Source organism: Hymenobacter psoromatis (assembly GCA_001596155.1).
Lineage (GTDB): Bacteria > Bacteroidota > Bacteroidia > Cytophagales > Hymenobacteraceae > Hymenobacter.
In genome coordinates, this window is record CP014771.1 from 698,948 (window position 1) to 713,308 (window position 14,361).

Below are 14,361 nucleotides of genomic sequence, written 5' to 3' on the forward strand. Positions count from 1 at the left end.
CTAAACCACTGTTTATCAACAGGAAAGAGTTGTTTAAGTAACCCATAATCATGCTGTTTTCCCGGTTGAAAATGACTTAAAAACCCAATCCACCTAGTGGTAGTAGCAATGACTATTTCTTTTAAGGTATTCGCTTTTTTTTACCACTATACGAGTCTTTCTGAGTAGTATAATCTTGCGGTCGTTGTATCCGTTGTTCCGTTCCGTCTAGTAACAACGTTTCGTGCTGGCTAAAATAAGCTTCAAATTCGTCTACGCTAGCAAACGCTCGTTTAGGCAAATGACCAGACAGTGTTAAAGCTTCTTGAAGCACCATAATTCCTCGGTCTTGATAACGTTTAGCATTCGCGGTATCCATCCCACTTACAAAACCAAGTAAATCGTAAGTTAAACTGGTTTTAAAGCTAAATAGGGTAAATAGCAGCAGTTCTTCTTCCGTTTTAATAATGGACTCATGAATGGCAAAAGCATCACGGTCAGCTATTTGTAAATCAAATAAGCGCGAATAAGCTTGCTTAAAATGAGTCAGTAATTTTTCAAATCGAGCTTGTGTCAAGCCAGTTGCTGCTCGCCATTTACGTTCGGTAGTAAGGGTCGAAGTGGAAAGTTGCATAACCTAAGCGGAAATATATTTCTCACAAATTTACGTCACCTTGTACCTCGCAACAAGTCTAATAAAAAAGAACGTCGTGTTTATCTGGCGTTCGCTTGTCAAAGCATGACGTTCTGAATTGCCTCCTAATTTCCATGAAATCGCTCCTACCCCTCCTTCTTGCTCTGGCCGCGCCGCTGGCGCTGCTGGCCCAGCCGGCGGCCGGGCCGCCGCCGCTACCCCTGGCGCAGGTGCTGGCCCTCACGGCCGCGCACTACCCCAGCATCAAGGGCCGGCAGGCGGAGCTGGACGCCGCCCGCTACGCCGTGAAGGAGCGCCGGGACGACTACCTGCCCAAAACCGTGTTTCAGACCCAGGCGCTGTACTCGACCAGCAACCAGGTGCAGGGCACGTTTTATCCTAATGAGGGCTCGGCCATTCCGGTGGTGGGCTCGATTAAGCCCAACACCAACACCTCCGACATGACTTGGACCAGCGGCTCGACGCTGTACACCGACTGGTCGTTTTTTAACTTCGGCCGCGTTAAGGCCGGCGTGCAAGTGGCCAGGGATGAGGTGATTACCCGGCAGGCGGCGCTCGACAATGAGGTATTTCAGCAGCAGATTCAGGCCGCCGACGCCTACCTGCTCGTGCTGGTGAATGAGGAAATTGCCGAGCGCCAGGCTGCCAACGTGCGCCGGGCCGAGGTGTTCCGGCAGGTGACGGCGGCGCGGGCCGCGTCGGGCCTGCGACCGGGCGTCGATTCGTCGCTGGCCGATGCTGAGGTGGCCCGCGCCAAGCTGTTGCTGACCCAGGCGCGGCAGCAGGCCCAGCAGCAGCGCCTGCGCCTGGCCGAGCTGACGGGCCTGCCGGCCGCCAATATCGCCGTGGACACGGCCAGTTTTTACCAGCAAATGCCTACCCCCCCCACTTCGCCCAATGCTGGCGGCGTGCCCGATTCGCACCCGATTTTGCGCCAGGCGCTGGCCGAGGTGCGCCGCAGCCAGGATGCCGTGCGCCTGGCCCGGCTCTCGTGGCTGCCGGGCATCCGGCTGTTTGCGGCCGGCTTCAGCCGGGGCTCGGGCATCGATAATGAGAAGGCGGCCGACGGCGGCCTCATCTACCACAAGGGCCTGTGGGACGGCATGAAATTCCGGGCTTACGACTTCATGGTGGGCCCCATTACGTACTGGAACCTGACCGATGGCTTCCGCGCCCACAACCTCGCTCAACAGGCTAATTTCCTGAGCCAGAGCCTACAATTTGACCTCGATGAGCAGCGCCTCGGCCTGGAGCGCGAAAACGAGGTAGCCGACCTCACCATCGCCTACGCCACCGAAAACGTGACGGCCGCCGACCAGCAGCTCGCCGCCGCGCGGGCGTCCTACGGCCAAAGCCTGGCCCGCTATCAGGCCGGCCTCGCCAACGCCGTGGAGCTAACCCAGGCCGTGACCATCCTCAACCGCGCCGAAATAGACCACGCCGTGGCCGTGGCCGGCACCTGGCAGGGCTTGCTGAAAAAAGCCGCGGCGACGGGCGATATGGCGGTGTTTACGAGTCAGGCGAAGTAGGGGGTAGGGCCACCCACCTGTCCTTGCGAGCGCAACGAAGTGGAGCGCGGCAATCTTTCCTGGTCGTTCGCTTCACCAGGTTAGTAACCCCGACGTGAAGGAAAGATTGCCGCGCTTCACTTCGTTACGCTCGCAAGGACAGACGATTTATTGGAAATAGTACTAAGTTGATAAACTATGAATAAACTAATCATCGCGGCCCTTACCCGGCCCGTAACGCTGGTGGTGGCCGTGCTCGGGCTGCTGGTGTTTTCGCTCATGGCCGTGATGAGCATCCCGGTGGACATCTTCCCCAAGCTCAACTCACCGACGATTTACATCGCGCAGAGCTACGGCGGGATGCTGCCCTCCCAGATGGAAGGCTTCATGGCCACGCGCTACCAGAATCAGATGCTGTATGTGTCTGGTATTAAGAATGTTGAAGTAAAGAACGTGCAGGGCCTGACCCTGGTAAAGTGTTCTTTCTACGAAAATACTAACATGGCGCAGGCGGCTGGCGAGGTCGCTAATCAGGTGTCGCGGGTGCAGTCGTACCTGCCGCCGGGCTCGCAGCCGCCGGTGGTAGTGCGCTTCGATGCCTCCACGCTGCCGGTGGGCGAGCTGGTTTTCAGCAGCGCCACGCGCTCGCTGAGCGAAATCCAGGATTTGGCTTCTACCAAGATTCGGCCGCTGCTGGCGCGCATTCCGGGGGCCTCGTCACCACCGCCGTTCGGGGGCAATGAGCGCACGATTGTCATTCGGGTGGACCCCGACAAGATGCAGAGCTACGGTTTCACGCCCGACCAGATTGTGCAGGCCATCGTGAAGGAAAACCAGATTTCGCCGGCCGGCGTGGTGCGCTCGGGCGACATCGCCTACCTGGCCCCCAACAACTCTACGGTGGACAAAGTATCCGATTTCGGGCAGATTCCGCTGCGGCTCGGCACCGGCCCCACGGTGCTCGTCAACGACCTGGCCACGGTGACCGACGCGGCCGACCAGACTGTGGGCTACGCCCTCGTCAACGGCAAGCGGGCAGTGTATATCCCGGTTACGAAATCGGGCGATGCCTCCACCATGTCGGTGGTGAAAGCGTTGAAAGCCAGGCTGTCCGAAATGCAGAGCCTCCTGCCCCCCGACGTGCGCCTGAGCTACGAGTTTGACCAGTCGGTGTACGTGTCGAACGCCGTGAGCGGGCTGGTGAGCGAGGGTTTGATTGGCGCGATTCTGACCGGCCTGGTGGTGCTGCTGTTCCTACGCGACTGGCGCTCGTCGCTCATCGTGGTGCTCACGATTCCGGTCGCCATCCTGGCTTCGGTGATGCTGCTCAACATGACGGGTAGTACCATTAACATTATGACGCTGAGCGGCTTGGCGCTGGCCATTGGCATTCTGGTGGACGAGGCCACGGTGACGATTGAGAACATTCACCAGCACCTCGAAATGCGCAAGCCCAAGGCCCGCGCCATCCTCGACGGTTGCCTGGAAGTGGCCTTCCCCGAGTTCCTGATTCTGGTGTGTATTCTGGCCGTGTTCGCGCCCTCGTTCCTGATGACGGGCATCCCGAAGGCCATGTTCCTACCCCTCTCGCTGGCCATCGGCTTCGCCATGATTGTGGCCTTTTTAATGGCCCTGACGCTGGTGCCGGTGCTCTCCAACTGGTGGATGAAGGTGCATGGCACCGAGCACTACCACGTTGCGCAGGTGCTGGATAAGCGGGAGTTGCAGGAGGAAGAAGGCCACTTGCGGTTTGAGCACCATCCGCAGGCCAGCCAGCCGCGCCAACCGCGCCAGCGCATTTCGGGCTTCGTGAAGATTAAGCTGACGTACCAGCGCCTGCTGCGCCGCCTCATGCCGCACCGCGGCCTGGTGGTGGGCGGCTACCTGGTGGTGACGTTTGGACTGGCGGCGCTGCTGTTTTTGAATATTGGGCAGGATATGCTGCCGCACAGCAATGTGCACCAGTTTCAGGTGCGCCTCATTGGCCCCACCGGGATGCGCATCGAGCGCACCGAGCAGCGCGTGCGCAAGGTGCTGGCCATTATTGACCAGATGGTGGGCCACCAGAATGTGGAGATTTCCTCGGCGTTCGTGGGCCTCACGCCCAGCAGCTACGGCACCAGCAACCTCTACGTGTTCAACGCCGGCCCCCACGAGGCTACCCTGCAAGTAGCGCTGAATGAGGACCTTAAAATCAACATGGATGCGTTTAAGGACCAACTGCGGGCGGCGGTAAAAAAGGATATTCCGGGCGAAAGCCTGAGCTTCGAGCCCATCGAGCTGACCGAGAAAATCATGAGTCAGGGCGCATCCACGCCCATTGAGGTGCAGGTGGGGGGTAAGAGCCTGGAAGACGGCAAAGCCTTCGCCGACAAGCTCTTGGCGAAGATGAAAAACGTGCCCTACCTGCGCGACCTGCGCATCAAGCAGCCCCTCGACTACCCGGCCCTCAACATCAACATAGACCGCCAGAAGGCTGCCCAGTTTGGCCTTACGGCCGAGGACGTGTCGAAGTCGCTGGTAGCGGCCACGTCATCCAGTCGCTTCACGGCCAAGAACTTATGGCTGGATAAAAAGTCGGGCTACGCCTACCAGGTGCAGGTGCAATTGCCGGAATACGACATGTCATCCATCGCCGACCTCGAAACCTTGCCCCTGGTGCGCGGCCAGCAGCGCCCCACGCTGGGCGACGTGGCCACGGTGACCCGCGAAACCATTCCCGGCGAGTACGACCGCAGCGGCCCGCGCCGCTTGGTCACGGTGTCGGCCAATATCTCGGGCAAGGACCTGGGCTCGGCCTCCCGCGAGGTGCAAAAACTGATTGACGGCCTGGGCACGCCGCCCGCCGGCACCACCGTGGAGCTGCAAGGCCAGGCCCAGTTGCTGACCGAAACCCTGAGCAGCCTCCAGACCGGCCTGGGCCTGGCCATCGTGGTTATCTTCCTGGTGCTCACCGCTAACTTCCAGTCGTTCAAGATTTCCATAGTGGTGCTTTCCACCATTCCAGCCGTGCTGGCGGGTTCGCTGGGTCTGCTCTGGCTCACGGGTAGCACGCTCAATTTGCAGTCCTACATGGGCATTATCATGTCGGTGGGCGTGTCGGTGGCCAACGCTATCCTGATGATTACCAACTCCGAAACCCTGCGCGTGCAGTTCCGCGACTCGACGCGGGCGGCCGTCACGGCGGGCGGAATGCGCCTGCGCCCCATCCTGATGACTTCCATCGCCATGATTGCCGGGATGCTGCCGATGGCCTCGGGCCTGGGCGAAACCGGCGACCAGTCGGCCCCGCTGGGCCGCGCCGTTATCGGCGGGCTGTTTTTCTCGGCCATCGCGGCGCTGCTCATCCTACCCCTGGTTTTTTCGCTGGTCATGGGCAAGTCGTCGGTTGACTCGGTATCGCTGAACCCGGACGACACCGATAGCTTGGTATATGACGCGCCGGAAATGACGCTGAAAAAGGTGGCGTAGGCGGGGCTTGGTACTTATTGAAAATTAATTGAAATTAAAAAGAACGTCATGCTCATCTGGTGTCCGCTTGCCGAAGCATCTCTACCGCGTAACTAACCTCTAACGTTAAGATTACTAACGCGGTAGAGATGCTTCGGCAAGCGGACACCAGATGAGCATGACGTTCAATAAAAAGACTTTCCCCATGATATCCCGCCGCCTCCCTCTCCTAGCCCTCGCCGCCAGCCTCGCCGCCTGCTCCCAAAATAAACCCGATGCGGCCGCCGCCACCGCCACCGCCCCGGCCGAGCCTACCTACGCCACCATCCAGGTGGCGCGGCACACCAGCCGCCAGGAGTTGAAGCTGCCCGGCGAGCTGCTGCCGCACTTTGAGGTGGCGCTGTATGCCAAGGTGAACGGTTTCGTGAAAAGCATTTCGGCCGATGTAGGCGACCGCGTGCATAAGGGCCAGGTGCTGGCCCGCATGGAAGCCCCCGAAATGGCCGCCGACCTCAACCGCGCCCAGGCCGATATTCAGGCCGCCCGCGGGAAGCTTAAAATCAGCCAGATAACCTACAAGCGCCTGCACCAGACCGCCCGCACCGCCGGCGCGGTGGCCCCGCAGGAGCTGGACCTGGCCCGTGCCAACGTGCAGGCCGACAGCATTGCCCTGCTGGGCAAGTACCAGCTGGCCGCCGGCTCGCGCCAGATGAACAGCTACCTGACCCTGACCGCGCCCTTCGACGGCATCGTGACCGAGCGCTTGCTGAGCCCCGGCGCGCTCGTCGGCCCCGCCGAAAAGGATGCCCAGCCCATTATCAAGCTCAAGGAAGTGGACTTGCTGCGTTTGCAGGTGGTGGTGCCCGAAGCCTACGCCGGCCAGCTGCACGAAAACGCGCCCATTACGTTCACGGTCAACGCGTTTCCGGGTGAGGAATTTGCGGGCAAAGTCAACCGCGTGTCGCACAACGTGGAGCGCGCCGTGCGCGGCGAAATGGTGGAAATGGAGGTAAAAAACCCCGGCCTGAAACTCGCGCCCGGCATGTTTGCCAGCGTGGAGCTGCCGGTGCATCGCGACGCGAAGTCGCTCTTCGTGCCCAAAACCGCCCTCGTGGTGAGCATGGAAAATAGCTACGTCGTGGCCGTGCGCAACGGCAAAACCCACCGCGTGCCCGTGCAGGCCGGCCCGGAGGAAGGCTCCGCCATTGAAGTAACCGGCGACGACCTCCAGCCCACCGACCAGGTTATCGCCAAAGCCAGCGACGACATCGCCGACGATATCGCCGTGCATACTACGGCTACCAAGGCCGACGATAACGTGGCCGTGAAGTAGCGGGCGGCGCACACGCGTAGTCCCTACCCCCGCCTAAAACGCGTAAGCCCTTTAGCCCCCGAAAAAATAGGTGGCTGTGAGTTGCGCCACGCGGTTGTGAGCCACCTCGTCGCTGAACTGGCGGCCGTAGTCGCGGTTGCTGAAGGGGAATAGCTCAGCGGAAGTTTTATACGCGTTGAGCAGCCCCAGACCGTAGCCCAGCTGCACTTGCAAAGGCCCCTGGCGGTAGCCGATGCCAAAGTTCAGGCCCGCGTCCAGGCGCTGGTTGCTGGTGCCATAAGTGATTGATTTATCAAAATCAGCTACCTGCCCAGGCAATGGGTCAATAGCTGGAGCATAGTAAGTGCGGGTACCCTTCTGCCGCCCACCTATGGCTAGTGCCACATATGGCCCGGCAAATACTTGCAGGCCGTGGTTGCCATGCAGCGTGTATACAAAGTTTAGTGGCAGTTCCAGCCAATTGGTGCGATTAGTGCCGGTGGCTTCCTGAGCGCTGTAGCCAATCACGCCGCTCGTGTAGGTGGACGTATGGAACTGGTTGCCCTTCTGCGAAAACACTAATGCTGGCTGGAAGGCAAATTTGCCGGAGCGAATTTCGCTTACTACCCCCGCCTGCCAGGCATACAGCGCCGACTTATCCGTGGAGTAACTATAAGGGTAGCTGCCACTGGAGTTGCTGGCCGGGTCCACCGTCGTCAACGCCCGGTTGAGGCCGCCGCGCAGGCCGAAGCGGAAAGTGGTTTGGGCCGAAGCAGCGGCGGCGCTCAGTAGCAGGGCGGCCGCCAGCGGGAGGGTAAGCAGTTGTTTCATGGGAGAAGGAAGAATGGGCTGTTTTGATGAGTGCCTGGCGATAGGATAGGGTTGCATGCGCCCCGCCCCACTCCGCTAAAACACATCCCCCAGATTAAAAAACACGCCCTGCGAACCCTGAATGCCGAAGGCATAATCCACGGCCAGGTACGTGCTGGACCGCTTGCTCAGGCACAGCCGAAGGCCGGTGCCCACGCCCGGTGCCACGCGCCCGTAACCGGTTTCGGGGTTGCGGGCCGTTTCGCCATTCAGAAACACTACCCCCCCCAACACCCGCGAAGGCGTGAGGTTGAAGCGGTATTCGGCCTCGCCATACACGAGGCTGGTGCCCCGGAAGCGGCCCTGAATGTAGCCCCGGCCGGTGACGCTGTAGGTGTCCCAGCCGGTAGAGGGCAGGTCGAGATACGGTGCGGCTTGGCCCAGGGCAAAGTCGCCGTAGAGCCAGAAAGCCAGCACGTTGCCGCGCGGCCCGGCCCGCAGGTAGCGCCGGGTGTCGAACTGCGCGAAGCGGTAGTTGGCATCCGAGCCCAGAACCTGCATATTGGACCGCAGGGCCAGAAACAGGTAGCTCTCGCCGCCGGCGGGGCGCAGCTGGTTGTCGCGGGTGTCGCGCAGCACCGACACCACCAGCCCCGACGACGTAGAGCGCCCCGCCACTCCCGGCCGGTAGCCCGAAATGACGTACACCTGCCGCCCGTTGCCATCCACGGTCTCAATATTCCAGCGCGAATCCAGAAAATAGCCGCCGCCCACGTAGAGGTTGCCCCTGGGGCCGATGCGGTGGTAGTAACTCTGATGCACGCGCAAGAAGTTGTAATCCATGCCGATAGCATCGCCGATGTTCGAGCTGCTGCCCAGGCCGTAGGTCTGCTGCGGGTAGTGCAGCAGGCGGTAGTCGGCCAGCCACAGGCTATGGTTGTGGCTCGTCCAGAGCGGCCCGTTGAACGCCAAAATCAGCTGCTGATTCTGGGTATAAGTGAGCGTGGCCGCCAGCGCCGATAGGTTGGCCTCGGGCCGCTGAAAGGTGTAGCTGGTGGTGATGGTGGCCAGTAGGCGGGCCTCCAGGGTGTAGGCCACGGCCGGCAGCGGCACCAGCGAGTGCGTCTTGGGCGGGCGCAGGTGGGCCGAATCAAGGGGGGTAGGGCGCGGGTGTCGGTGCGGAAATACCTGGCGCACCAGGTCGCCGAGGTCCTTGGTGGGGTGGGGTAGCGAGTCGGGCCGCGCCGGGCTGGGCGTTTGGGCCTGGGTGCAAAAAGTAGTTAGCGCCAGCAGCGCCAGGATGCGTAGTCGTTCAGCAATCATCAGTTCTCAATCCGCCATTCAACCAGCAGACGCGGCTAATGATTTGATATTTTCAATGGGTAGTGAGTAAACCAGAACGTCATGCTGACGACAGGAAGCATCTCGCTCGCGTAAGTAATTCTACCTTTTGGAGTTAGTGACGCGATAGAGATGCTTCCTTCGTCAGCATGACGTTCTGGTTTTGCTCAATATGCACCGCGCTACAACTCGCCTACCCGTCGTCCAACCTGCCGGCCCAATAACGGGTGTTTGGCCCCGCCCACCATCTGCGAGCCGTAGATGCCGCTGTGGCCCGAAAACAAATAAGCCATTACGCAGCTCAGCCCCAGGTAGATACCCGCCTGCGCGCCAAACAATTCGAGCCCCATCAGCACGCAGGCAAGCGGCGTGTTGGCCGCCCCCGCGAACACGCCCACGAAGCCCATGCCCGCCAGCAGCGCCACCGGCAGCGGCAAAATGCCCGCCAGCGCCGAGCCCAGCGTGGCCCCGATAAAAAATAGCGGCGTCACTTCGCCCCCCTTAAAGCTGGCCCCCAGCGTGAGGGCCGTCAGCAGCAGCTTCAGGGCAAAATCCTGCGCCCCGAGCTGGTGCCCAAACGCCTCCACGATGACGGGCACGCCCAGGCCGGCGTAGCGCATGGTGCCCAGGCCCCACATGGCCGCCGCCACCAGCGCGCCGCCCACCACCGGCCGCAGGGGGGGGTAGGGAATTGTGTTGGCAAAAACCTTCGAAATGGCGTGCGTGAGCATGGCAAATGCCCGCGCCGCCAGCCCAAACAGCGCGCCCGCCAGCAGCGTGGCCCCCAGCCCGCCCGCCGTGAGGGGCAGCGCCGCCAGGGGGGGGTAGGCGGTGTGGCCCACGCCCCAGGCGCGCGTAACCGCATCGGCCACCACGGCCGCCAAAAAGCTCGGCAAAATGGCCTCGTAGCGCACCTGGCCCAGCAAATACACCTCCAGCCCAAACACCGCGCCCGCCAGCGGCGTCCCAAAAATAGAGGCAAATCCCGCGCTCATGCCCGCGATGAGCAGCAGCCGGCGCTCACGCCGGGGCAGCCAGCGCGCCAGCTGGTCGGCCAGGGCCGCACCCATCTGCACGGCCGTGCCCTCGCGCCCCGCCGAGCCGCCAAACAGGTGCGTGAGCAGCGTGCCGCCCAGCACCAGCGGCACCAGCCGCAGCGGAATCGTCTCGCTGGGCGCGTGTAATTCGTCCAGTATCAGGTTGTTGCCCTTCACCACCCGGTTGCCGAAGTAGTGGTAGGCCAGGCCCACCACCAGGCCGCCCGCCGGCAGCAGCGCCAGCGCCCAGGGGTGGGCCACGCGCCAGCTCGTCACCCACTCCAGGCTCACTAAAAAGCCCGCCGAGGCGGTGCCCGCCAGCGCGCCCACCAGGGCGGCTAGTAGCAACCAGCGCAGGGTGAAGAGGAGGGTAGGGGCCAGGTTTTGCCGGCGAAAGAATAGAAGCGCGGAAGTCGTAGTCACGGCGCGAAGTAACGAGACGTTTACCTAGTGGCCTTATGACGGGTTAGGTTGCCGCTTCGACCTGTTGGGCAGCCCAGCCATCTTTTCCCTTCTTTTGGTCGAATTGCGCCACGGCGATACCGCGTACCATCTGGCCAGTTTGCCAATCCTGCTGGCTTACGAAGCGGGCCGGAATAAAAACGCCTTCTACAAACCCAAAGCCAGCTGCTTGTACTCGTAATATGCCTTCGAATGCCTTGGTAGCAGTTGCTGCGGTTGGGGCCGGCTGAGCGGTTAGGCGGGTATCCCAGAGCTGCCCACCGGGGCGGGGTATTAACTGAACTACCCGTAGCCGCTCGGCCACTACTTCGCTGCGCACTTGCAACGGGCTGCCTAACGGCAGCTTTTGCAGCCAACGGTATTTTTTGAGCGGTACACTCATCGGCCGGGCATCCAGCCCAGCGGGTAGCAGGCGGGCCAGCGCCATCTTTTCAGGGGTTTCGTCGGTGATGGCTTGCAGCACCACGGGCTGCCAGGGCAGGTCGCCGTAGGTAGTCTGCTCGGCCAGGGCCAGCCATTCGCGGCGGGCGGTTTCGGCGGGGGCGGGTGGGTGATTGGCTAGCTGCGCGGCCAGCAGCAGGGTTTCCCCCTTCGTGTTCCAACCTTCGGCGGCGTAGGTGGCCTGCGCTTTTTCGAGCTGCCAGCGGGCTTCGCCGGGATGGGTATCGGCCAGCAGCCGGGCCAGCTTGAGGCGCAGCTTACCCAGAAATTTTTCTTCGCTGCCGCAGGCGCTGGCTTTATACAAGCAGGCCAGCGCGGCGGCCGGGTCGGTGGGTTCCAGGGTTTCGGCCAGCAAGTTCCAGGCCCAGAACTCGCCGCTTTTCTGGCGCACCACGGGTAGCAGCGTGGGCAGGGCGGCGGCCGCGTCGCCGGTGCTCAACTGAAGTTTAGCCTTAAAAAACGGCAGCCACTGGTAACTGGGATGCTGCCCAATGGCCGCCGCTAGCTGCGGCAGGAAAGCGGCAATGTTGGCCTGGTGCTGGCTGGCTTCGGCTAGTAGCTCGCGTGCCAGGGCCATGTAGGCCTGCTCGGCCAGCGGCATTTGCTTTTTGCCCTGGTATTCTTCGCCTTGATAATCTTCGGGGCGCAACGCATCGGCTAAGGGTCTGGCCAGTAGTAATTTTAGCGGGCAGGCTTTTTCCTTGAAATGCAGCGTGGCTTTGAGCAGCGCCGAATGTGGCTCGGAAGCAATAGCGTAGGGGAACCGCGCCACCTGCGCCAATAGCTGATGGGCTTCGGTCTGGTGGCGGGCGCGGCTATCGCTACCGGGCAGGCTGCTGCGCGTCCAGGTATCCTGCTCATTCACTTGCACTTTCACCCAGCCGGCAATCGGGTAGCTGGCTTTCGCCAGGGCGTACAACCGCCTAACCACCTGCCAGATAAGGTTGGGATACAGCATTTCCTCCTCCGGTCCTAGCCCCAGCTTCGCCACGGCGGCCAGAGCCTGCAAAAACCCGAACGAGTTTTCACTAGTCAGGCCCTTCAACTGGTCGTGATACACCCAGGCTAGGTTGCGTTTGGCCCACACGTCGGTTGGTTTGGCCGCCAGTTCGGCCAGCCCTTGTGCCAGGGCTTCCGCCAGCTGGCCGCCTCGGCGGAGTTCGGTAACGGTGGGCATAGCGGCGGGGTAAAGGGTTAATCCAGGTTTTGCAGAATGGTGTGCAGGCGGTTCATAAGCTCCGGCGAATCGTGCTGCGTGAGCCGCGCCCCGGTAATGCGGCCTTTGCCGTCATAATCCAGGTTCAGCACCGCCCGGCCCGTGGCATCTTGCAGCAGGTAGCGCTCCACGTATTTATGGTGCTGCACTATCAGTATCATGATTTCCTGATTGGCGGCAGCCTCGGCAAACTGCTCGTAGAAGCCCGCCAGCGCGGGCGGGGCATCGTCGGCAAAAGTGGCTGGCACCACGGCAATGCCGGGCGGTAGCGGCTCGTTGAGCCGGGCAACTGCGTCTTGGGCGAGGGCGCTAGGTTTGCCAATGGCCTGCGCCTTACTCAGGGGGACGTCATTTTTATAGTAAGCCAGTAGTTCGCTCTGCTCTTCGCCCCGGTGCAGGGTGTAGCGCAGCGCGTGCTGCTGGTCGGCCACGGCGGCCACGGTCACGCCCATTTCCCCAAGCTGTCCTGCTACCCGCCGAAACTGCTGTATTTGCGCCGGGGGGCGCTGCCCAATGCCCAGCCGGGCTTCCAGCGCATCTAGCGGGTCGAACTGCGCCGTTTGTGCCCGCAACACTTCGGGCCACAGCTGGACCCCGCCCGGCGCAGGCGGAACGCCTACCGGGTCAAACAATCGCAGCTCACCCCAAGGCACGAAATCCGGCGGATTCAGTAAGTACAGGTGCTTGGCGGCCCGCGTAATGGCCGTATAAACCCAGCGGAAATACGAGGCGTTGCGCTGCCCGGCGTACCCCTGAAAATCTACGAAAGCGGTATTCCAGGTGCCGCCCTGCGCCTTGTGGCAGGTAATGGCGTAGCCATACTTCACCCGCAACGCCTGAAACTGCGGGTCTTTTCTAAGGAAATCGCTGAACTCGGGGTGTTTGTGGTCGTGCCCGGTTTTGCCCCGCCACCGGATAACCGCGTCAATGTAGAGCGCCCGCATTTCGGCGGAGGTCAATTTCCCTTCAATGCGGTTCAGAAAACTTTCCAGGAGTAGCCGCTCGGCTTCGTAGGTGCTGCCATTGGGCCGGGTGAGGCGCAGGCGCACCCAGCGCCATTGCAACGGTACATAAACTTCGGTTCGCTTTTCTTCGCCGGTCTGCTTGTCGGTAGTGGTAATGGCCACCTTCCGCGAACTGCCGAATGATTCGCCCACTTCCAGCACGGTGGCAAATTCGCCGTTGTAAATTGCCTCCTCGGGGTCGAGGTAATTATTCTGGCTGATAATAAGCCAGTCGCGGGTCGCGATGGTGGCCAGGCCCGGAAAAAAATGCGCCCGTATCTGCTCGTTGTACTGGCGGGCTAGGTTGTTGGAATACGTAACGATAACCGTTTGATCGCCCGCTTCCGGGCCACCCCCGGCCGCCAGGTAAGTGGTGAGAATTCCACCCGCCGGCACATCCTGCACATCGGCCGCCCGCGTCAGGCGCAGGCGCGCGAAGTTGCCGGTGCGGATGCCATCGCGCACGGCCGTGGCGTTTTGCAGGATGCCACTACCGGCCTGTTGGCGCTTTACCTCGGTCATCTCGACCTCGCGCACGGCTTGGCCGCCCAAGCGGGCGCGAAGCCAGTCGGCATCGAGCGCCCACGAGTCGCGGTCGCCTACGGGCTGCAACTGCGCCCGGTCGCCCACAAACAGAATTTTGTAGCCATTGCTGGCCGAAGGCTGCACGTAGCGCAGGAAGTCACTCAGCAGCTGCCCGCTACCCAACCGAAAAAACTCGCCCTCGCTAAAGTTATCGCCTACCATCGAGGCCTCGTCCACGACGAACACCGTGCCGGCCGGTGCTTGGTTAATAGCTAGGTCGAAATGGTATTTGAACGACTTAAGCGCGTCGTCCTTGCCCGTATTGTCTTCCCGGTTTTCCAGCCGCCGCAGCTTCTCAAAATTGTAGATGCCCCGGTGAATGGTAGTAGCCAAGCGCCTCGTTTGCCGGGTCATCACTCGCGCCGCCCGCCCGGTAGGAGCCAGCAACACGGCGGGCTGCCGCAAGTCGGCCAGCAGCTTTTTCAGCAAATACGTTTTACCCGTGCCCGCATATCCCCGCAACAGAAACACCAGTTCCTCGGGGCGCGTGAGGAAATTGTTGAATGCAGCGAGGGCATCAGCTTGAGTAGTGGGAGGAAGGGTCATGGGTTGAGAGGCGTA

General features: G+C 61.5%; 8 protein-coding genes. 3 read left to right on the forward strand and 5 right to left on the reverse strand.

Translation table 11 applies throughout. From position 1 onward, the window contains the following. The first annotated feature begins 747 nt into the window (after positions 1 to 747). The 3 genes from A0257_03090 (at position 748) to A0257_03100 (ending at position 6,925) form a co-directional block, all read left to right on the forward strand. On the forward strand, positions 748 to 2,163 hold the full coding sequence (locus tag A0257_03090; GenBank protein ID AMR26174.1) for a hypothetical protein: 1,416 nt from the start codon (positions 748 to 750) through the stop codon (positions 2,161 to 2,163). A 177-nt stretch (positions 2,164 to 2,340) separates the two neighbouring features. After that, positions 2,341 to 5,613: an acriflavin resistance protein gene (locus tag A0257_03095; protein AMR26175.1), complete on the forward strand. Its 3,273-nt coding sequence runs from the start codon at positions 2,341 to 2,343 to the stop codon at positions 5,611 to 5,613. Between the two features lie 151 nt (positions 5,614 to 5,764). Continuing rightward, positions 5,765 to 6,925, forward strand: a complete 1,161-nt coding sequence (locus A0257_03100; GenBank protein ID AMR26176.1) for an efflux transporter periplasmic adaptor subunit — start codon at positions 5,765 to 5,767, stop codon at positions 6,923 to 6,925. A 51-nt stretch (positions 6,926 to 6,976) separates the two neighbouring features. On the opposite strand, the gene A0257_03105 is transcribed toward A0257_03100, so the two are convergent. The 5 genes from A0257_03105 to A0257_03125 form a co-directional block, all read right to left on the reverse strand. Continuing rightward, positions 6,977 to 7,735: a hypothetical protein gene (locus A0257_03105; protein AMR26177.1), complete on the reverse strand. Its 759-nt coding sequence runs from the start codon at positions 7,733 to 7,735 to the stop codon at positions 6,977 to 6,979. A gap of 75 nt (positions 7,736 to 7,810) precedes the next feature. After that, on the reverse strand, positions 7,811 to 9,037 hold the full coding sequence (locus tag A0257_03110) for a hypothetical protein (GenBank protein AMR26178.1): 1,227 nt from the start codon (positions 9,035 to 9,037) through the stop codon (positions 7,811 to 7,813). A 200-nt stretch (positions 9,038 to 9,237) separates the two neighbouring features. Next, entirely contained in the window at positions 9,238 to 10,473 is a 1,236-nt protein-coding gene (locus tag A0257_03115; GenBank protein ID AMR29607.1) for a chloride channel protein, read from the reverse strand. Between the two features lie 85 nt (positions 10,474 to 10,558). Further along, on the reverse strand, positions 10,559 to 12,172 hold the full coding sequence (locus tag A0257_03120; GenBank protein AMR26179.1) for a hypothetical protein: 1,614 nt from the start codon (positions 12,170 to 12,172) through the stop codon (positions 10,559 to 10,561). 17 nt (positions 12,173 to 12,189) lie between these two features. Next, positions 12,190 to 14,346 carry a hypothetical protein gene (locus A0257_03125; GenBank protein ID AMR26180.1) on the reverse strand — a complete coding sequence of 719 codons (2,157 nt, stop codon included), beginning with the start codon at positions 14,344 to 14,346 and terminating at the stop codon, positions 12,190 to 12,192. Positions 14,347 to 14,361 lie beyond the last annotated feature (15 nt).